This window comes from Pseudoalteromonas sp. GB43 (genome assembly GCF_054923805.1).
This window is the reverse complement of sequence record NZ_JBPCHJ010000001.1, coordinates 1919222-1941182: the sequence shown is the minus strand read 5'-3', so window position 1 is coordinate 1941182 and position 21961 is coordinate 1919222. Positions and strand designations below refer to the sequence as shown.

The window sequence follows — 21961 nt, the reverse complement described above, 5'->3', positions numbered from 1 at the left end:
CTATCGACCATCTTCGAATGAAGCAGTTGCAGCGACCTTACTCCAGCGACCATCCGTATATAAAATAGTCGCTTCAGCTTTATAAGATCTAAACGCTCGAATTTGGAATGAGCATGATGTTCCTGATGTACCACATGATGATGCCGCATTAGACCAAATAACACTATCAATTGCTGAACCATCGCCAACTACACGAAATACAGCTGTTGCATTTGTTTGCCCATAAACCAATGCAAAACAACGGTTTGGTGTATATTTGTCATACGCTTGCGTATCGACATAACACTCCATTGAATCCGCACTTGCATGAACAGAGAATGCGCCTGAAAGCAATAAACCTAATGCTGTTAATACCTTTTTCATATATTTATCCTTATTTATTAACCAAAAGTGGTACAAACAACTTACAGGAATAAAGTCGCATTAAAAATACGAAATTAATATCAATTTAACTATTTTAGAACATTTAATTTACACTTGTTCGAGTTTCACCTTGCTACAATTTGGTACACTATTTCATTGTTCAAGCCTGCATTAACACCTTAATGTTAAATACTCTTTTCATTTAGGTTGTTTATTTGTGACTGTTCTAGGTAGTTGCTCGCTTGGGCTACGAGTTTTATTTCTAATTAGTGCATTTTTCCTTTCACCAACGGCAAGTAGCACTGATTCTGCGTATTTAGCAGATGAAGGAGTCAGCCTTGGTGTAAGCTTAGGCTATGGTCAGCTCGCCAACCCGGTTTATAAAAAAGACGACATTCCTCTTTATGCCCTACCGCGTATTGAGGTATTCGCCGGTGACTTTTCATTTGCAAATACTCAGTTTGCTTGGACCCCCGTGTGGGGCAATAACTATCAAGTGTCGTTATTCACCCAACTTAATGAGGATGGCCTATATTTTACTAAGCATTCAGCTATATTAGCCGCGGTTAGAACAGCTAGCGGTCGCCCCTCAATGACGCCACCACCACCCGGTTCAGGTGTCGAAACACCAGTGGTGATAAAACGCCGCGGTGATATTACTAAAATATCAAAACGTAAACTGTCTGCCATGAGCGGTATTGAAGCAATCGTTGACTGGCAAAACTGGCGTTTTAGCGCGTATTGGTCAATGGAACTCACCAACTATCACAAAGGATTACAAGGCGCATTGTCTGCACAGCGCTTGTTTTTATTTGATAAACATCTGGTATTGCTCGGCGTAGAGTTACAGCATTTAAGTGCTGGTTTAGTGGATTACTACTATGGTAGTGCTTTGCAAGAAATGGGCGCTGGATTTAGCCCTTTTTTAGGTCACTCTAGTCAAAAATACAATCTAAAAGCCAGTTACCAATATCAGTTTAATCAACAATGGCAATTTATAAGCGATATAAAATACCAACGCTTATCATCAGGTATCGCCGATAGCCCCCTTATCAATGACAGCAACTTACTGTCTTTTTATGCTGGCTTGGCATGGAATTTCTAATGATGTTACTTAGCAAGCTTCTCTCATTTTTACTTATCTGTAGCCTCGTATATATCGACAGCACATTCGCAAAAGCAGGCTACATTGAAGTATCACCAGAAAACTGTGTGACGGTAGAGCAAGACTGTGTGATGGATGTCTCGATTAATTGGTACACCGAAGTCAGCAAAACAGTGTGCATTCGCGTTACTGATCAACAAATTAGACTATTCTGCCATAAACCAAGCCAAGGACAGAACTTTGCAATCACAGTGCAAAACAATCGCAACATTGTGTTAGAGCTACTCAGCGAACAGCTCGAACCCTTAGAAAGCACTGAAATTAGTTTATTCCACCAGCACGTAAAAAAACGTCGTCGTGATATCGCATGGAGTATTTTTTGATGAGCCAGCATACTATTTTATACATTGAAGATGATTTAAAACTTGCCCAGCTAGTTTCTAATTATTTAAGTAATCATGGTTATATCATTGAACATTTTGACAGTGGTTGCCATGCTTGTTACCAAGCAAGCAGTAAGAAATACGATTTAATTTTGTTAGATATCGGATTAGGTTCAGAAGATGGTTTTGAGGTATTTAAAGAACTAAAACAAGTCCAAGATACGCCAATTATTTTTATGACTGCAAGGCAGAGCCAAGTCGATCATATCACTGGCCTTGAACTAGGCGCCGATGATTACCTAACCAAACCCGTTTCCCCGTCAATTTTATTAGCGCGAATTAACAATACCATTCGCCGCAGCCTAGCTGTAAAGCCAACAAGTACCACTCACAACGCCCATAACATTCGCTTTGGTTCTTTAAGCATTAATACCATTCAGCGCGAAGCTTACTTGTATAGCCAACCACTTGAACTAACCAGTGCAGAGTTCGAAATACTGATCCAACTAGCTCAATCAGCGGGTCAGTTGGTCAGTCGAGACCAATTATTTGATGGCACCATTGGCCGTAAATACGATGGTCAAAGCCGCACTATCGATGGCCGCATTAGCCGCTTACGCAAAAAGCTCGGTGACGAAGCGGTGCCAGCACAAAAAATTGTAACCGTTTGGGGCAAAGGATATATTTTTTCTCCACAAGCATGGGGGTAATGCAGTTTGCTACGCCTATTTTGCTATTTGTATTTAACGCTAGCAGTTTGTCTAGGGAGTGCCGCTTGGTTACTAGAAACCTATTTCCCAAGCCCACCAAGCTACAGTACAGAACAGCAATTAGCAGAAAGCATCTTAAGCCTTACGCCCAATAATCCTGCTATTAAACACTCACCTCTTGCAAACTTTTACCTTGGTGAACAACTACAGGCATCACTTTTAGCAGGTCAGGTAATTAGTGTTAACGATGCCAATAGCAACCTTTACTTTCATAAGTTAGCTGATGACAGACAGACCTTATTAAGCATTGGCCCCTACAGCCAGCCTGCTGATCAGGGTTATCAGTCTTTAGTGAGCCTACTGTTTTACTCTAGCCTTGCCTTAGCTGTGGTGATTTTTACAGGTCCACTGCTGTTTGACTTAAATAAGCTACGCAAAGCCAGTAGTAAAATATCTAACGCCGACTTTACAGCACAAGTGCACTTCACACGTTTTAGCCTGCTAAAGAGCATTGGCGATACCTTTGATAACATGGCATTAGCGCTTCATAACCGGAATCAAAGCCAACGTGAATTAATCAATGCTGTTTCCCATGACTTTTTAACGCCTATATCGCGGGCTAAATTCGCCCTCGAAGCAGTCGTTGATAACAATGCTTATAGACACAGTGTGTTGCAAGACATTATTGAACTTGAGCTATTAGTCGAAGAGTTTTTAACCTATGCCGAGCTTGAACAATGTGAACCCGCCTTGCTAGTGAAAGACTACTGCCCAGACGAACTATTACAGCCCTGCATTACTAAGTTCCAAAGCTATTGTCCTTTGGCTATTCGTCTTGACTGCGAATTAACAGCAATTTGCGTTGATAAACAAAGCTTTCAACGCTTATTGCAAAACTTACTCGGGAATGCGGTTCGCTTTGCTAAAACGCAAATTCTTATCAAGCTTTCACAATGCAAAAACGGCACTTTGTTAGTGATTGAAGATGATGGTCCGGGGATCCCAGAACACAAGCGCGTTAGCCTTATGCAGCCATTTTCAAAAACCGCTTCGGTGCACCAAACAGGCTACCAAGGTGTTGGCGTTTAGGCTTATCAATCGTTAAGCAACTGTGCCTATGGAATAACGCAAAATTTAGCTTAGATAACGCACAAACCTTAAGCGGAGCAAGAGCAAGTATCCTATTTAGGCCCATCTTTCCTTTATAGAAATGTATCAATCTGTATCAAAGTGAACCATTTATTCACGCTTTATTGATGAAAACACATACATATTTAACTATTCAGCAAGGTTTTTAAGCGAAAAACCCAATATTTATAGCTTTTCGCCAAAACCGCTCGTTTGTTGGCTAAAAAAGATTTGTTATACCATAACATTTAGTTTGTATTTCAATTCACATAACTACAAGCCAACTTGCTATTCCGCTAGGAATTGCCCCAAAAAAATAAAATCCATGGGAAGTTAGATCACATGTTCAATATGAAAAAGTATCAGTGATGGTCGCATCTGCACTTTACTTAGGTGTAGGTACGTCTGCTGCTGCGCTAAATGACCAAGTATGGCCAGAACAGCCGGCAGGCTATGCGCCAAAACAAACCGTTAGCAATGAATTTGTGTGGGAAGAAAAGGTTAACAACACAGTTAAAAAACAAAGCCGCGTTTTCACACCAGAGAAAGATGTTAGTGGTATTAAAACTTATATCGTGCAACTAGACGATGCACCAATTTCGACTTACCAAGGTGGTGTTAAAAGGCTTGCGAGCACTAAAGATGTGGTAATGCAGACGCAACAAGCATCAACGCGCTCAACGCTTAATATGACGCAGCCTGTTATTGCAAGCTACGCTAATCACCTAGCAAGTAAGCGCCAATCAGTTGTTAATACAGCAATGAGTCAACAAGGCTTACAACTAAATGTTGAGCGCACATTTAATGTGACATTAAACGGTTTCACCACCAAAATGACACAAGATGAAGCGAAGCGCCTAGCTAAAGTGGCTGGCGTGAAGAAAATCACTCGCTCAAAAATCTACAGCCTAAATACCTTTAATACCATTGAGCAAACAGGTGCTTCTGCACTTTGGAGCGCAAGTGCTAGCCATCCTAGCAGCAACAAAGGTGAAGGCACGGTTGTAGGTATCATAGATACAGGTATCAATACCGATCACCCATCATTCGCAGCAGTAGGCGGCGATGGCTACACTCACACCAACCCACTAGGCGACAAGTACCTAGGTGACTGTGCAACCGCTGAATTTGCTGATCTGTGTAACGACAAGCTAATTGGTGTTTATTCTTATCCTGAGATCACCGCAGCTTATGTGGATTCGGTATTTGAAGAGACTCGCCCAGAAAATGGTGAAGACTATCATAGCCATGGCTCACACGTTGCTGGTACAGCAGCGGGTAATATCCTATACGATATTCCTTACAAACTGACTGAGTATGAAAGCCAATCATCAGGTTTAGAAACCAATGTAACTTTCCCGCAAGTATCTGGTATGGCACCCCATGCCAATATCATTTCATATCAAGTATGTTGGCCGGGTAATTCTGGCGACCCATACGCAGGCTGTCCAACAAGCGCTATTTTAGCCGCCGTTGAACAAGCTGCTATTGATAATGTTGATGTACTTAATGCTTCATTAGGCGGTCTTGAAGAAGATCCATGGAGCGATCCAATTGAGCAAGCGTTCATGAATGCAGCCGAAAGTGGTGTATTTGTCGCTGTAGCGGCAGGTAACAGCGGCCCTGAGTATTCAACAGCCGATCACTCTTCTCCTTGGGTTACCACTGTTGCAGCATATAGTCCTGCAAGCAAAGTTGACTTTGGCAATAAACAACTTAAAAACTTAACTGGTGGTGATAATTCAGCGCCTGGTCCTTTTGAAGGTGCTGGTGTCAACTTTAACGAGTTAACAGGTTTAATTGTTGCTGCGACTGATTTTGAAAATCCGAATGAAAGTTCTAGCTATGCACTTGCTAACTGTGACAAACCATTCCCTGAAGGTACATTTGATTTAGTTGATGATCCTGCAACCGCTATTGACGAAAGCGCACAAGATGTCATTGTGGTATGTAAGCGCAGCTCTTATCCGTTATATTCTAAATCATTAAATGTACAAGCGGGCGGTGCTGAAGGCCTCATCGTGTATAACCAAAGTGCCTTTTATGATCGCTATACTATTCCTTCTATTTCCTACCCAATCCCTACAATACATATTAAAAATGTTGATGGTACAAGCTTACTAGAATGGTTGAGCGTTGGCGACAGCCACGTAGGCACCATTGAAGCAACCGAGGGCACCGTAGACGCTGTGGATAAAGACCGCATTGCTTATTTCTCTGGTCGTGGTCCATCATACTTTGGCTTTGATACTTTACTCGTTGATGTAGCAGCCCCTGGGGTCGATATTTACGCACCATCATCAGACGATCAACCGTTTACAAATAATCCTGCAACTTCAGATTGGCAATCTATGTCTGGTACATCAATGGCGAGCCCACATGTTGCAGGCGCGGCAGCATTGTTAAAACAATCTCATCCTGACTGGTCGCCAATGCAAATTCAATCTGCATTGATGTTAACTGCAAATAATCAGCTAGGAGTTGCCCAATACTTAAACAACTATGCAGACGATGGCTTTGATGCAGCACTTGCTGAAATGGGTGCGGGTAAAATGCAAGTTGAGCGAGCAGATAAAACAGGCTTATTGCTTGATGAAAGCATTGCTAACATGGCTGCTGCAAACCCAAGTCTTGGTGGCCGCGAAAAAGCATTAAACACGGCTTACATGGTTGATAATGACTGCGGCTTTAAATGTACATTTATCAGAACCTTTACAGCAACTGAAGACGCAAGCTGGACTCTACATACCGAAAATTGGATTGGTAACAGCAAAATAACGGTGGAGCCAAGCAGCTTTGATATCAGGGCTGGCGAAACACAAAGTATCATTGTTACTGTGGAAGCAAGCCAACAAGCAACGCCGCAAGAGTTAATTGATTACACGGGCAATCAAGGTCAAGTCGTCATGACTTCTAATAACCCTGAGTCACCGATTCTAGAGATGCCAGTGTGGACATTTGCCGGTGACACCGGTTTACCTGAATTTATTCAAATTGACGCACACCGACGCTCTGCGACAATGAAAGTAGGACCTTTCAATACGGGTGAAATCAGCAACCTAACCACACAATCGTACGGCTTAGTAAAAGGCCAAGTTGAAACCGTACACCTATTCAACGACACCACACCAGGCGACCCATTCGATAGCGTTGATGTCGACGGTGAAGCTGTAAACAACAACCACATTCAGTGGACCACTGTACCAGAAGACGCAAAAATGCTGAGCGCCAGTGTTATGAATGAACAATCTCGCGTATTGGTATTTATGGGTAAAGATAGTAATGGTGATGGCATTGCGTCTTTTGAAGAAACACTATGTATGTCAACCAGCTATACACTTACAAACTTCTGTAACATTGTAGACCCTGAAGCAGGTGAATATTTTACTCTGTATATGAACTTGCAAAACTACGATTACAATGAAGTAGATGAAGGAATAGAAGTTTCATTTGCAACCGCAATTACAACCTCTGACAATGGCTCACTTACTGTGACAGGACAAGTAGCGTAGCAGGTTACGATAGCTTTGAGCTTGACCTTGCATACAATTTACCTGACATGGAAGTAGGAGATATCTACTTCGGTGGCTTTGATATCGGTAGTAATCCAGAAGATATTGGCAATCTTGGTTTTGTACCTGTGATTATCGAACAAGTTGATAAGGACGTTACTTTTACGGCGAGCAAAGAAAAAACATTTGTCGGTGATTTAGTCGACTTTGAAATTAGTGTCATTGCCAATAATGAGGATGAAGCACGTCAATTTGCGCTCAATACAGAATTCCCTAATGGGATCAATATTATACCTGATAGCCTTGTTGCAACACACTCAACGCCTGTTGAACCAGTGTTAGATAACAATATGCTTTCGTTAGTAGGCATACAAGAAACCACAAAAGATGTAGGCCGAAATTATAATATTACTACCAATATCACCGATGAAATGTGCTCATTAACCGCGGCTCATTCGCCTGATCCTCACTATTTAGAGCTAAGAGAACTTGGCTGGCGAACACTTGAGGGAGTTGAAGGTCAATATTACAATGAGTTTGAGTACTCGTTTAAAGAACTAATGAACACAGATCTAGATGTGTCATTTCCATTTTTTAATAAGTATCATTTTGATGCTATAAAGCTCAACCCCGCAGGCTTAGTCACATTTGGTTCGCAAGGTCGCACATCACCATTTCATGTTGACCTACCAGAAGGTTACACTCAGCCGCCTCCGCCGCCATACCTTATCGCTCCTTTCTGGGTTGGTGACAACATGATCCCAGAGCGTTTGGACGGTGGTTATGGTAATTATGATGCCAATGCGGGTATCACCCCTACTTACACAGTTTCACGTGAGTGGTTAGTACTTGAATGGGATAACATTCAACGCAGCAACACCGAAGGTCAACTTATTGATGTAGAGATGTTTATGCGAATGGGGATTTATTATGAACCAGGTGAGTATGAGCTACTATTTGCGTATGACAATATTAATCTAGCCGATGCTCAGGGCTCTATTGGCCTAAAAGCCGCTGATGGCAGAGCCTTCATAAGTGGTGACATACCCATCGATTTAAATATCGGTAACAAGCTAGGCTTTAATAATATGGATGAAGTTTTACACGACGACCTAGTTGTGTGTCTTGACTACACAGGCCCTGAAGTCTCTAAGTTTGACGTAAAATTCCAGGCTTATATTGGTGAACAAGCAGCAAACCAAACTCACCAACTAACCTTAGTGAACGGCTTAGAAGGTGCAGATGATGAAACCATCACCCTTGAGCTTGAAGTTATCGGTAACCTAGAAATGGCAGGCTTAACTGATATGTCGGTCGCAGAGAACGAAACGATTAGTTTTGACGTGCTTTATGCTGACGAAAACCAAGTGAGCAACCAAATCGAGGTGTTAGGTGAAAACTTCACTTATGAAGTATCTGGTCACACTTCAGGTAGCACTGTGACTATTACACCTGCGGCGCACTTCCATGGTGATATTGATGTAACAGTAAAGGTTAGCGACAACGTTAACCCAACTGATGCAGCAATGAGCTCATTTGTATTATCAGTGATGTCTGATGGTGAAGAGCTTGGCTGTACTGACAGCTCAGCAACTAACTATGATGAAAACGCTAATACTGACAATGGTAGCTGTACTTTCCCTGAGGCAGTAATCCCAGAGACAGAAATTGAAAAAGACAAGAAATCATCAAGCGGTTCATTCGGCTGGTTACTACTAGCAGTTGCACCACTGATGGCACTTCGTCGTAAAAGATCTCAGATTAACTAAGGACGAGTTAATTAGGATAGTTAAGTAATGCCGATATGTTTAACATATCGGCATTTTTCGTTATAAATACTTTAACCAAGGCTTGTTAGCCTTACGCTTGTATTCACTAAACTTCTTGGTTGGCCAATAAAGCCCTATTGCCAACAATAAAGTAATAAACCAAATACCTGATATATCACTGACTCCTAAATATTGCCCTTGATTTGCCCCCCAGATCAGCATGCCTATTTGATACATAAATAGCAGTACATAGAGGTGGAAAATATAAAAGAACATAGGCACAGAGCCATATACACGTAGCGCATTAGTAAAGCGGTTGAGTGGTCTTTCAAATAACCACAAGCCTACAAACATACCTGCTAACGTGATCAACAAAAAGCTCAGTGACGGTGGGTACTTAGTCACATTAAACACCGACATCATGGTTTCGGTTGTGGTGCTAAACGTTTGCCATGGCAAGGTTTCACCATAGATATTAAACCCACGCAGCAGCGCAAATAACCCCACACATAACAGCGCTAACAGCAGCAATGCTCGTTTACGTGAATCCGCCGATTGAGTATGCGCATATAAAGGACCTGCACAGTAACCCAACAAAATTACGCCAATCCAAGGCAGCACTGGGTAGCTAATTTTGACGTCGATTAAACCACCTTGTGATAGATAGCCTCGATCATGCAAAATCGTCCACAGCGAGTAACCAAACTCATCGGGCGTAAAGCTGATTGGCGTCAGTAAGTTATGGCCAAATACAATAACTAAACCAAGCACCAGCAATAGGTTGCGTGGCAGCTTAATCAATGCTGCTAACACCAGCATACAAAGACCTATCGCCCACATCACTTGTAGCCAAATGGTGTGGTAGTAACCCATCCACGAAAAACAAATTAGGGTCACTTCAAGGGCGATTAAAAAAAGCCCTCGCTTGATTAAAAAGCTGCGTGCTGAGCGTGCTACGCCACTTGCGGGATGACTATAAAGCCACGCCGACAAACCAGTTAAGAAGATAAAGGTTGGCGCACAAAAGTGTGCAGCAAAGCGGCTCCAAAAAAGCCCCGGCGAAGTGGTATCAACCACCATGGGATCGGCCACCTGCATGTGCAAGAAAAACCGCTCTCGCACATGATCAAGTAACATCAGCAGAATAACGACACCACGCATGATGTCGATACTATGAATACGGCTTTTAACTTGCTCAGAAGTCATAACTTACGCCAAGTTTAAATTGCGTCGGCGCACCCGGGTAGGCCCACAATGCATTGTAAGAACTGGCAATATACTGCTCATCAAACACGTTATCGACATTCAGTGATACCGTAGTACGTTCAGTCGCTCGCCATTTAGCAAATAAACCAACAGTTTGGTAACTCGGTAAACGGAAGGTGAGATCAGCTGGGTCGCCTAAACGGTCAGACACATATTGATAATGACCACCAATCTTTATTTCTTGTGCGAATAGACTTAGGTCATGGTTTAAGCCAATCGAAAGGTTATTCTTTGGTACGTTCACAAGTGGGCTACCTTTAGGAATTGGCACTAACCAGTCAACATTTAGACTGTCTGTTGCAGTCTCGGCATCCACATAGGCATAAGATAGGGTGTACTCGGTATTGTCACCCAATAAACCTGTTAAATCTAACTCAAAGCCTGTGCTATTTGCTTTACCTACAGGTGTTGAATAACCCACATTTACTGGATCTGCCACCAGCATGTTGCTCTTGCTTGCATCAAAATAAGCAAGCGTACCGCTGATATTGGCGTAGCTAAATTTAACACCCACTTCAAACGAGTCACTTTCTTCAAAACCGAATGGATTACCTTCGGCATCAGTGCCACTCAGTGGTAAAAAGCCTTCTGAATAGCTTGAGTAAAGGTTAACGTCGTCATTAAATGCGTAAACCACACCAAAACGTGGACTAATGCGGTTTTCTTTGCTGTTTGATGCAACACCAGACTTAGTTTCAAAAATATCTTGTTCAATTTCATCAAAACGCAGGCCTAACATCACTTTTAAGTTATCGGTTAGATCGAGCTGATCTTGCAGATAAATACCGTACGCATTTTGCTGTTCGTTATTTTCGTACTGCATGCCCACTTCTGGGCCTTCAGTAGTGCTATACTCTGGCTCATAAATATCAATGGTGTAAGTGCCATTACCACCACGGTAGCGATAAAGCCCAGTGCGCAGCTCATAGTCGTAACCATCAACACCAATCAGTACATGGTTAGTAATACCGGCAACATCAAAGTGACCGCTTAATTCAAAGCGCAACGATAAATCATCAGATTCATAGTCACGGTATCTGTGTTGGCGAGTTAAGGTTCTGCCATCATCAAATAATGACTGACGCGATGGTGAAAGCTCAGCATCTGACGAATAACCCGTTAGCGTAGCAGTACGGTAACTCGCACCTAATAACAAGCTCCAATCTTGGTTTAGATCGTTGCTGTAATTTAATTGATGGCCGCGCGAGTGCACCTTGGTTGGAGCATCATTTGGGTTACCTAAAAAGCGTGACTCAGGCACGGTATCAAAATCACCATTTAACACCACAATACCGCGGTCATACATTTGCTGTTGGTCAACATACTCAAACTCATAAGTCAGCGATGAGTTATCGTTGATTTGATAATAAAGCGAAGGCGTAATCACGAATTTGTCGTGGTGAACATAGTCTCTAAAGCTGTCACTATCTTGCCATGCGCCATTGATACGAAACGCTAAATCATCGCTTAAACCGTTAGTGTAATCACCTTGAATACGCTTGTGATCATCGCTACCGAACTCAGCTTGAAGTTGCCCTTGCTGATAAAACTGTGGCTTTTTAGTAATAATGTTTACGGTACCACCCGGCTCTGAGCGGCCATAGAGTGCTGAGCCAGGTCCTTTTAATACTTCAATGTATTCAATATTTGATACATCACGCGGACCTGCAAAACCGCGACCACCACTAAAGCCGTTAACTAAATACCCAGACGGCATATTTTCGTTACCTGATAAACCACGGATTGAATAGCTATCCCACAGCGCGCCACCATTATTCTTGCGAGTAATGCTGGCAGAAAAATCCAGTGCATCACGAAACTTAGTAATACCGTTATCAGTCATCATGTCTTTACTTAATGTGGTGATCGACTGCGGTAAATCTTTTGTTGGAATATCACCACGAAACGCCTGTTTGTGTTCAATGGTGATTGTTTCGATATCGCTGTTATCAGCTGCATGTGAATTCGCTGCAAACGCCGCAGCTAAGGCTAAACTTAGTGTTGAGTACTTCATAAGGTCTGATTGTAGAAATTAAGCAAAATGATTTGTTATAAAATAACATAAATAAAAAAATGGGTTATAGTATAACAATGCATTTTATTGCTAATTTTTAACCCGTCATTTTGACTACTACTTAACACACGACTTCGACAAAAGAGTGAAGCCATAGCCATGCGTGAAGAGCATTCAGAACAAGCCTGCGAGTAAACAATAAAATTGCCATGTAGATACTTGAGCCAATGCCAGCTATTGCCTACAATGGCGCACAATTTATTCAATGCAGATCGCGACTATGACTGATACACAAAAACCAGAATTACCAAACCAACTTTCTATCAACCCACGTAGTAAATTTTATGTGGAAGAAGTTTTCGAGCATGAAATTGGTGTAAAACTTAACGGCAAAGAGCGTTTTGACGTTGAAGAATACAATATCAGCGAAGGCTGGATCAAAATCGCTTCACCAAAAGCGCTTGATCGCCGCGGCCAACCTTTACTATTAAAAGTAAAAGGGACTGTAGAAGTATTCTACAAGTAAATCAGTTTTACTGAACAAGCGTGTTGGTCAAGAAACTATTGGCCGACAAGCTTGTATGTAGGGCCTGCTTATAAGCTTCTATTGCGGGAATAAAGGCGGTGATCACCGCTGCAATCGTTATCATCAGCACTAATTCAAGTATCTGCCGATTAAAAAGCTCTCCAATTAAAGTCATCAGTTAAACACTCATTACTCAATTTTATTCTGCAACCTATCACTGTTCGCTAGGACAAGGGCAGTGTTCATCTACTTTTTTATTACATAAGCGAAAGTTAAGCCAATGCCCTGCAATTACAAATAACGACCCTAATAAGGTCAGCACTTTCTCACCAGCTTCACCAATGATATTTTCGCCTAATACTACAGCTGACAATAATAGAGCAAGACCCACAATCCCCAGTATAAATAATTGATATCGTTTATGTTTTTTACACCCTACAAATAGCGCTAATAAGCTACTTGGCAACACTGCTGCCAACATCCAAAAATGAAATTGCTCGTTACCTAAACCCAGTGCTGCAGCACTTGGTAATAAAACCAATAACACAGGCACAGCTAAGCAGTGAATCGCACACATAGCTGATAACCCGATGGCAAACTTATCCATCATTAATTGTAATTTCACTGAAAAATTCCTAAAAAATAGAACACATGAATTAAAAAAAGTGCATCAAGCAAGTTTAGCTTGGCACTCACTACATACTCCCATCATTTCAAATTGCTTTGTTTGTGAGGTAAAGCCCACATCAGCAAAGTGAGGGAAAAGCTTTGCAACATCACTTTGTGAAACCGCTAAAGTCTCAACTTTTTGGCAATGACGGCAAATCAAAAACAAAGAAATCTCACGCTTAAAAACCTCACTGTCGGTACCGTAAGCAATATATTTGTTAGCACTATTAAGCCTGCGAACAAGGTTTATCGACTCCAAAAAGCTCAAGATTCGATAAACAGACATAACAGATACACTAGAGCTTGTGCGCAGCTTGTAGCAACTGGCCAACTCGTATGCTGATAGCGGCACGTCTGTGGTTAGTAATATTTGCAGTATCTGCTTGCGCTGAATGGTGAATTTTCTGCCATGCTCAAGGCAAACCTGCTTTGCTTTATTAAGTGTGCTGGTTAATCGCTGCTTATTCATAGCGGCCACTCAATATAAGGCTTTGTTGCAGTCAGCTCCGCTACCCCTTGCGCTTGCTCTGCGATCCACTGTGCTTCGATAACAGATATGGCTTCAGTCCATGTAAATAAAGTAACAGTGACATTAGAAACGGGCTTATCACAGCTAAACGAGTATTCAACTTCTAAGTCTTGATGTGCATGATGAGTGTGATGCTCAAATGGGTTTTCAAATTTAGCATAAATAAGCTTACATTCGCCGTTAAATGTCACTAGCTGCTGTGAATTTTCTAATTTGGCTAATGTTTTTTTAATGACCTGCTTTTGTTCAGCTGTTTCGGGCTGATGCTCAAAGCCAAAAATATTTCCAGCCGGTAAAATGAACTTAACCTGCCATTTGTCTTGATCATGAACCACAAAAAGCACTCCCTCACCATGTGAATGATGATGGTGTTGATGCCCTTGAGCTGAAAAAATACATCCAACCATAAAGCATATCACTGCCAACTTTGCTGCTTTCATAACCCGAACCACTCCATTTACCTCACTATAAATATGCTGTTACAAAAAAGAATAAAACTCATTCATCGATTCACACTTGATACATTATAACAATTAAAGCACAATTGATACATTATAACGTACTAAAAGAGTGGTAACTAATGAATAACATATCAAAAATAGCTGTCGTCATAGCGACGTTATTACCAGCCAGTGTCTTGGCGCAGTCAATCAAAGGCGTTGTGTTAAATAACCAAGGTAAAGCGGTTGCAAATGCCACAGTTGACCTTGAAGGGTCTGATCAGAAAGTAACAACTAACGACAAAGGTGAGTTTGAAATCAGCGGCTTAAATAACGGCTTAAAAGAGCTACATATTTCAGCGCCAGGTTATGCTCACTTACATCGAGATATCACACTTGCCAATGACCAAGACCACAGCGCAACCTTTAATCTAAAGCGCTCACCGATTGAAGTGATTGATGTTGAAGCAACGCCGATTCATATGTCGGCAATGGAATCTGCCTCACCTGTTAGTGTGTTATCTGGCGAACAATTACGACGCCAACAAGCATCAACGCTTGGCGATAGCCTCGAAAAGCTGCCGGGCGTTAACACAAACTTTCATGCCAAGGTTGCCAGTACGCCTGTGATCCGTGGTTTGAGCGGCCCACGTGTTTTAATTACACAAAATGGCTTAGATGTCAGTGATGTGTCACGTGTTGGCCCTGATCACTCAGTGGCATCGGAAGCATCAACAGCGCAGCAAATTGAAGTATTACGTGGCCCAGCAACTCTTTTTTATGGCAGCGGTGCAATTGGTGGTGTCGTCAACGTAGTTGATAGTCGCGTACCAACAGACAGCACAACACGTGGTGAATGGAACCTAGAACATAACTCTGTAGATGAGCAAAAAGTTGCTTCGTTTAATGCCACCACAGGGACAGAGTCATTTGCCTTTTATGCTGATGCATTCTGGCGTGAATCAGACGATTACGAAGTACCTGTTGCCGCCGATATTGACGAAACAGAGCACAGCTCAAAGTACATAGTAGAAAACAGTAATGAAGACTCAGATGGCTTTACTGTTGGTACTAGCTACTTATTTGAGCAAGGTTACCTTGGTGTTGCGGTTGAGCAATTTAACCGCCAATACGGTATTCCTGGCCATACTCATGGTGAAGAAGAAGAGCATGAAGGACATGACCATGAAGAGGAGCACAGCGAAGAAGAAGCCGTTTTTGCTGATCTTGAACAAACCAAAGTTCAGCTGCTTGGTGAATACAATATCGACAGTGAATGGCTAAGCAAAATTAACTTACGTGCGGGCCACACTGACTACGAACACGCTGAAATCGAACACGGCGCAGTAGGCACAACTTTCAAAAATGAAACCAATGAGCTGCGCGTTGACATTCTGCATAGCCAATTTGATGAGTGGAATGGTGGCGTTAGCTTTCATTACAAAAAAAGTGATGTAGAAGCACAAGGCTCTGAAGCCTTCACTCCTCCGTCGGTTACTGAAAGTATTGCTTTTGCAATTATGGAAGAAAAGCATTTTGGCGATTTTTTAGTGCAATTAGGTGGCCGTGTTGAGCGAGTTACTATTGATGCTAACAATGTACTTTTACCAGACATTGGCGCCCATGCACATGATGAAGACGGTGATGAGCACGACCACGGTCATGATCATGGACACGAAGAATCAAACTACACACGTGTATTTGATGTTGCCCAAGAGTTTACACCGGTAAGCTTATCAACAGGTGTGGTATGGGATTTTACACCGGGTTATAACCTAGGTTTATCGGTATCGCGTTCTGAACGTGCTCCATCTGCTTCTGAGCTGTTATCTTTTGGCCCACACATTGGTACTGCAACTTATGAAGTTGGTGCGCTATTCGACACTCATGATGGTCATTTTGAGCTATCAGAAGAGGCTATCGACTTAGAAACAGCAAATAATATCGACCTGACATTCCGTAAAACCGAGGGTGATATTGGCTTTATCTTCAATGCGTTTTATAACCAAGTAGATAACTATTATTACCAGATCAACACAAACGCTATACGCTGAAAGCGGTCATGATCACGACCATGGCGACGAACATGCTCACGAAGAAGAGCACGATCATTCATCTGAACTACCGGTTTATTTATTTAAAACAGACGATGTGATTTTGCATGGTTTTGAAGCGCAAGTTGCTTGGCAGCTAACCGACGAATTTAAAGTCGACTTATTCTCTGATTATGTACGCGCGCGCCTAAAAGACGGCGGAGATTTACCGCGTACTCCACCACTGCGTTTTGGTACTGAGTTTAGCTATCAAACAGAGAATCTAACGGCAAATATTCACGTTACGCGCTACCAAGAGCAAGACCGCATAGCACAACAAGAAACCACAACAGACGGCTACACCCTTGTTGATGCCAGTATTTCTTATAACTTATCGGTATTGAACCAAGACGTCTCACTTTACCTAAAAGGCACTAACTTAACGGACACAGAAGCCCGCGTTCATAGCTCATTCTTAAAAGATATTGCACCACGTCCTGGGCGCAGTTTTGCGCTTGGTGTTCGCGGCTACTTCTAAAACAAAATTACAAATAAAGGAAACCTACATGACACACTTATTTAGATTAAAACTATTGGCACTGGCAATTAGTAGCACCCTGATCACCGCATGTGGTGATGCAGAAACAAATATTGTTGAGAAAGATCCTATTGAGGTTCCAGACGACGGTGGTGATGACCATGATCACGATCATGACGATGGCTATACCATTGACTCAATGGGTCGTTTAGCGGTTTTAGCAGCAGATAGCAACGAAGCGAATATCTTTGATTTAGATGACGACTCGTTACTAGAAACGTTTTCGCTTACTCATGAATCAAGTTCACTAAATGTTTCACCAAGCTACCGTTATGCGGTTATTGCTAACCGTAACCAAGATTACTTAGGTTTTATCGATGGCGGTTTATGGCGTGAAGATCATGGCGAGCATTTACATGACTATAAACAAGGCCCAGCATTTAGTGACTACGAGCTAACAACGGGCAGCCGCCCTACTCACATCGTTAAACATGATGGCCAAATGGCCGTGTTTTACGATGGTAATGCCGACGCAGGTACAGTTGCCTCTGTAGAAGTGTTAACCGATAACGACATTGCTAACGAAACCGCGACACTTGCTGGTATTCAGTACGACATCAATATGCATGGTGTTGCAGAGCCACGTGGCGAGCACCTAGTTGCTACATTGCGTCGTGCTGATAGCGAAAGCACTTCAAACGCTAAAATCCTGCCGGATCAAGTGGGTGTTTTCCACCTTCATGACGGTGAATATGAGCTTGAACAAACATTTGAAGTTACTTGCCCAGATTTACACGGTGCAGCGCAAAACCATGATTATGTAGCATTTGGTTGTGGTGACGGTGTACTGGTAGCCCACCAGCATGATGATGAATATCATGCAGAAAAAATCGCCAATATAGATGCTCTAGGTGATACACGTATTGGCACATTATATGGCCATGAAGGTAGTGAAAGCTTTATTGCAATTGCATCGGGTGTATTTGTAAGTATCAATCCAAGCGAAGCTGAAATGGAAGTGCTTGAGTGGCAACTTGATGAAGGTGCAAGTGCTGTATCTTACTCATTCTCAGCAAGCGGTGAGCACTTTTTAGTGCTTGATAGCTTAGGCTTTTTGAACGTGCTTGAAGCCCATGAGCACGACGGTCACATGCACTGGGAACTTGCTGGTAAAGTAGATATCACTGAAGAAGACGTAACAACGATGCCAGAAGGCATGAACTTCAGCATGACTGTGTCACAAAATAGTGAGTTTGCTTACGTTGCTGATCCTATCGCTCAGCACGTACTAAAAGTACATATCGAAGATCTTGAAATTGAAGGTGATCTTGAACTGACTTTTGCACCTAGCGCCATCACTTGGTTAGGCATTGCAGAAGAAAGTGACGATCACGACCACTAAGAAGTTATGTTTTATGGTATGACATAGCTCGCAAAGGTTGGCATTTACTGCCAACCTTTTTTTATTCATATTTTGTAACAGACTTTCATCGCATCAGCATCGCTATTTAAAACTGAATAGTTATGATGTAACAGTTCCCAAAATAGGATGTAATCCCATGAAAAAACTAACAACGTTGGCACTGGCCATGGCTGCGACACTGGCACCTTGGGCATCAGCTTACGAAACAAAAGACACGCGCTTACTGCGCTTTCCAGATATTCATAACCAAAATGTTACCTTTGTTTACAGTGGTGATATATACATTGCTAATACGCAAACAGGCGAGAGCAAACGCTTAACCGACCATATTGGCTTTGAAACCTTCCCTAAGTTTTCACCTGACGGTAAACGCATTGCCTTTGCAGCAGAGTACAATGGCAGCCGCCAAATTTATGTCATTAACAGCGATGGTTCTGGCTTAAAACAACTGACCTACTACAACGATGTTGGCCCAATGCCACCACGCGGCGGTTTTGATTATCGTGTTCTCGATTGGACACCTGATGGCAAAAATGTGGTATTTCGTGCTAACCGTACACCGTGGGGTAAACGTATGGGTCGTCCATACATGGTTCCTGCTGACGGTGGCCTTGAGCAGCCTCTGGCTATTCCAGAAACCGGCGGCGGTATGCTTTCGCCAGATGGTAGTAAATATGTTTACACGCCAATTGACCGTGAGTTTCGTACTTGGAAGCGTACCCGTGGCGGTCGTGCACAAGATGTCTGGGTTTACGATCTAAAAAACAATACCTCAGAGCAGCTAACCAGTAACCGCGCTACCGATCAGCAACCAACTTGGGTTGGCGACAACATTTACTTTGTATCTGACCGTGATTACACCCTTAACCTGTATCAATACCAAAAAGGCACTGAGCCGAAAAAACTAACCAACCATAAAGACTTTGACGTACTGTGGCCATCAGCTGGCCCAAATGCCGTTGTTTATGAAAACGGTGGTTACCTTTACCGCTTTGATCCAAAAACTCAAAAAAGCAGCAAGCTGAGCATTAACATTGCTGGTGTGCGTCAATACGCAATGCCGTACACAAAAAATGTGAGTGACTTTATCGACTCAATGTCGATTTCTCATGATGGTAAGCGTGCACTCTTTACTGCCCGCGGTGAGCTATTTAGCGTACCGGTTAAACAAATACCAACACGTAACTTATCTTACACAGCAAAAGGCCGCGAAATTGACGCAAGTTGGTCGCCAAATGGCCGTTATATTGCTTATATGAGCGATGAAAGTGGCGAATACGAAATTTACTTAAAAGACCGCAGTAAAAATAATGCCACTAAGCAGCTAACCAGCAACGGCACTATTTGGCGTTTCACGCCGATTTGGTCACCTGATAGCTCAAAACTGTTATTTGCAGATAAAAACCATACACTCTGGTGGATAGATGCAAAATCAGGTAAACAACACAAAATTGATACCAGCATCTACGATGAAGAAGGCATTCGCCAATATACTTGGTCGCCAAATAGCGAAGACATTGTGTATGTGAAAAACAATGAAAACCGCTATGCCTCACTGTGGCACTACAATATTGATAAAAAGAAAGTGACTCGCTTAACGGATGAAATGACCAATGAGCAAAACCCAACTTTCTCTCCAGATGGTCAATATCTGTACTTTAGTTCTGAGCGCGACTTTAACTTAGCCTTTAGTAGCTACGAGTTTGACTACATGTTTAATCGTGCAACGCGTATTTATGCCGCAGCCGTAAATGACAGCATCAAACCACTTATCGCACTACAAAGTGATGAAACAGCAATCGTCAGCGATAAACAAAAAGATGACGACAAGAAAGCTAAAAATACCCTGCAAAGCAGCGACTTTATGCAGCGCGTTACCGCTTTAAATGCGCCAGCTGGAGATTATCGCGGTTTAACGGCAGTAAAAGGTGGCGTGTTAACACTGGCTAATGGCGGCCTTCAATTGATAGGCACAGCTCACGACAGCGAGCTTGAAACTGTGGCTAAAGGGGTAAGCAGCTACACTATTTCGAGCAACGGTGAGCACCTGTTAGTGCATGCGGGTAACGATTACAGCTTAATTGAGCCTAAAGCAAAACAAGACCTAGCAGCGAATAAGCTAAATCTTAGTAACATGACCTTAAAAATTGAGCCACAAATTGAATGGCTGCAAATGTATGTTGAAGGCTGGCGTACATTACGTGATTGGTTCTACGATGAAAACCATCACGGCCAAGATTGGGACGCAATTTTAGCCAAGTATCAACCTATGGCTGATGCAATCTCACACCGTAGTGACCTAGATTACATTCTCAGTGAAATCGCAGGTGAAATTAACTCAGGCCACATTTATGTGCAGTCGGGTGATATGCCAAAAGCAGAGCGTAAAAAGCACGGCTTATTGGGTGCAAAACTTGCCAGCGATCCATCTGGATACGTAAAAATTGAGCAAATCTTCCAAGGTGAAAACTGGCATGAAGACTTCCGCTCACCGCTTGGCACAACAGGGGTAAAAGCACATAACGGCGACTACATCATTGCCGTAAATGGCCGCTCAGTAAAAGACGTCGCTAACTTCTACGAATTACTAGAGAACACTCAAGGTGAGCAAGTTGAGCTAGTCCTTAACAGTAAGCCGCGCAGCAAAGGTGCATGGCAAGTTACCGTTAAGCCTGTCGCCAGCGAGCAAGGTTTGCGTTATTTAGACTGGGTTAACTCTCGTGCAGCCTACGTTGATAAGCTATCAAATGGCCGAATTGGTTATGTTCACTTACCAAATACAGCCTACGAAGGTAACCGCGCCATGTTCAAAAACTACATGCCGCAAACTACCAAAGACGCCATGATTATTGATGACCGATACAATGGCGGTGGCTTTATTCCTGAGCACATGATCACTTGGCTTGCCCGTAAACCGCTTAACTATTGGAAGCGCCGCGGTGTTGAGCCAACGAAAACACCACAATTTGCTCATGATGGTCCAAAAGCCATGCTGATCAATGGTTACTCAAGTTCAGGCGGTGACGCTATTCCTTACTACTTCCGCCAAGCGGGGTTAGGTAAGCTTATTGGTACCCGTACTTGGGGTGGATTAATTGGTATTTCAGGTAACCCAAGCCTAGTCGATGGCGGCCAAGTTATCGCGGCAACATTCCGCATTTTAGATAACGATGGCAACTGGATCATCGAAAACGAAGGTGTTATCCCAGATATCAAGGTTGTTGATCGCCCAGAGCTAATCTACCAAGGTAAAGATCCATCGATTGAACGTGCCGTAGAAGAGCTATTAAAAGAGCTAAAAGACAACCCGAAAAAGCCACTCACCGTGCCACCAGCACCGACTGACTTTTAATTTTTAACTGGTTGTTAAAAAGCAAAAAACCCCGCAGCAATGCGGGGTTTATTTTTACTAAATGTCTAATATTTAAACTTGTATATACAAACTAATACACATTACTTGTTCTAAATTTTTGGTGCAGTTTAATATTTATCCAAACTAACACAACGTGAAAAATGTGCAATTAAGCGCCTATGGGTTGTCATCTAGAGAAAA

The 21961-nt window shown here is 42.5% G+C and carries 16 protein-coding genes and 1 pseudogene; 10 read left to right on the top strand and 7 right to left on the bottom strand.

Annotated features, from left to right (window positions below; translation table 11 throughout):
* Window positions 1–363 carry a hypothetical protein gene (locus ACRWSG_RS09345; RefSeq protein ID WP_054552266.1) on the bottom strand — a complete coding sequence of 121 codons (363 nt, stop codon included), beginning with the start codon at window positions 361–363 and terminating at the stop codon, window positions 1–3.
* A gap of 217 nt (window positions 364–580) precedes the next feature.
* On the opposite strand from ACRWSG_RS09345, the gene ACRWSG_RS09340 reads away from it, so the two are divergent.
* From ACRWSG_RS09340 to ACRWSG_RS09315, 6 genes are all read left to right on the top strand, one after another.
* Window positions 581–1468: a MipA/OmpV family protein gene (locus tag ACRWSG_RS09340; protein ID WP_462166126.1), complete on the top strand. Its 888-nt coding sequence runs from the start codon at window positions 581–583 to the stop codon at window positions 1466–1468.
* On the top strand, window positions 1468–1851 hold the full coding sequence (locus tag ACRWSG_RS09335) for a DUF3019 domain-containing protein (protein ID WP_054552264.1): 384 nt from the start codon (window positions 1468–1470) through the stop codon (window positions 1849–1851). Before ACRWSG_RS09340 ends, ACRWSG_RS09335 begins: the two co-directional genes overlap by 1 nt.
* Window positions 1851–2561: a response regulator transcription factor gene (locus ACRWSG_RS09330; protein ID WP_166341275.1), complete on the top strand. Its 711-nt coding sequence runs from the start codon at window positions 1851–1853 to the stop codon at window positions 2559–2561. The genes ACRWSG_RS09335 and ACRWSG_RS09330 overlap by 1 nt, the downstream gene beginning before the upstream one ends.
* Window positions 2562–2567: 6 nt before the next feature.
* Window positions 2568–3650 (top strand): ATP-binding protein, encoded by a 1083-nt coding sequence (locus ACRWSG_RS09325; RefSeq protein ID WP_462166124.1) that lies wholly within the window; start codon window positions 2568–2570, stop codon window positions 3648–3650.
* A 407-nt stretch (window positions 3651–4057) separates the two neighbouring features.
* Window positions 4058–7201: a S8 family serine peptidase gene (locus ACRWSG_RS09320; RefSeq protein ID WP_462166122.1), complete on the top strand. Its 3144-nt coding sequence runs from the start codon at window positions 4058–4060 to the stop codon at window positions 7199–7201.
* Window positions 7202–7248: 47 nt separating this feature from the next.
* Window positions 7249–8970 (top strand): GlyGly-CTERM sorting domain-containing protein, encoded by a 1722-nt coding sequence (locus tag ACRWSG_RS09315; protein WP_462166121.1) that lies wholly within the window; start codon window positions 7249–7251, stop codon window positions 8968–8970.
* Window positions 8971–9030: 60 nt separating this feature from the next.
* On the opposite strand, the gene ACRWSG_RS09310 is transcribed toward ACRWSG_RS09315, so the two are convergent.
* Together ACRWSG_RS09310 and ACRWSG_RS09305 are read right to left on the bottom strand one after the other, a co-directional pair.
* Window positions 9031–10176, bottom strand: a complete 1146-nt coding sequence (locus tag ACRWSG_RS09310; RefSeq protein WP_235377718.1) for a DUF1624 domain-containing protein — start codon at window positions 10174–10176, stop codon at window positions 9031–9033.
* Window positions 10166–12250, bottom strand: a complete 2085-nt coding sequence (locus ACRWSG_RS09305) for a TonB-dependent siderophore receptor (protein WP_462166120.1) — start codon at window positions 12248–12250, stop codon at window positions 10166–10168. The genes ACRWSG_RS09310 and ACRWSG_RS09305 overlap by 11 nt, the downstream gene beginning before the upstream one ends.
* A 280-nt stretch (window positions 12251–12530) precedes the next feature.
* On the opposite strand from ACRWSG_RS09305, the gene ACRWSG_RS09300 reads away from it, so the two are divergent.
* Window positions 12531–12776: a DUF3297 family protein gene (locus ACRWSG_RS09300; protein ID WP_171040424.1), complete on the top strand. Its 246-nt coding sequence runs from the start codon at window positions 12531–12533 to the stop codon at window positions 12774–12776.
* Window positions 12777–12783: 7 nt separating this feature from the next.
* On the opposite strand, the gene ACRWSG_RS09295 is transcribed toward ACRWSG_RS09300, so the two are convergent.
* Genes ACRWSG_RS09295 through ACRWSG_RS09280 form a run of 4 tightly spaced genes read right to left on the bottom strand, consistent with a single transcriptional unit; the run spans window position 12784 to window position 14414 of the window.
* Window positions 12784–12951 carry a hypothetical protein gene (locus ACRWSG_RS09295; RefSeq protein ID WP_294412173.1) on the bottom strand — a complete coding sequence of 56 codons (168 nt, stop codon included), beginning with the start codon at window positions 12949–12951 and terminating at the stop codon, window positions 12784–12786.
* A 39-nt stretch (window positions 12952–12990) separates the two neighbouring features.
* On the bottom strand, window positions 12991–13401 hold the full coding sequence (locus tag ACRWSG_RS09290; protein WP_323741604.1) for a MerC domain-containing protein: 411 nt from the start codon (window positions 13399–13401) through the stop codon (window positions 12991–12993).
* Between the two features lie 45 nt (window positions 13402–13446).
* Window positions 13447–13914, bottom strand: coding sequence for a Fur family transcriptional regulator (locus tag ACRWSG_RS09285; protein WP_194442498.1), 468 nt, complete (start codon window positions 13912–13914; stop codon window positions 13447–13449).
* On the bottom strand, window positions 13911–14414 hold the full coding sequence (locus ACRWSG_RS09280; RefSeq protein WP_462166119.1) for a ZrgA family zinc uptake protein: 504 nt from the start codon (window positions 14412–14414) through the stop codon (window positions 13911–13913). Before ACRWSG_RS09280 ends, ACRWSG_RS09285 begins: the two co-directional genes overlap by 4 nt.
* Before the next feature lie 140 nt (window positions 14415–14554).
* Here ACRWSG_RS09280 and ACRWSG_RS09275 point away from each other — a divergent pair.
* The 3 genes and pseudogenes from ACRWSG_RS09275 (at window position 14555) to ACRWSG_RS09265 (ending at window position 21760) form a co-directional block, all read left to right on the top strand.
* A pseudogene (locus ACRWSG_RS09275) lies at window positions 14555–16985 on the top strand (TonB-dependent receptor).
* Between the two features lie 28 nt (window positions 16986–17013).
* Window positions 17014–18387 carry a 5-methyltetrahydrofolate--homocysteine methyltransferase gene (locus tag ACRWSG_RS09270; protein WP_462166118.1) on the top strand — a complete coding sequence of 458 codons (1374 nt, stop codon included), beginning with the start codon at window positions 17014–17016 and terminating at the stop codon, window positions 18385–18387.
* 157 nt (window positions 18388–18544) lie between these two features.
* Window positions 18545–21760 carry a S41 family peptidase gene (locus ACRWSG_RS09265; protein WP_462166117.1) on the top strand — a complete coding sequence of 1072 codons (3216 nt, stop codon included), beginning with the start codon at window positions 18545–18547 and terminating at the stop codon, window positions 21758–21760.
* The last annotated feature ends 201 nt before the right edge of the window (window positions 21761–21961 follow it).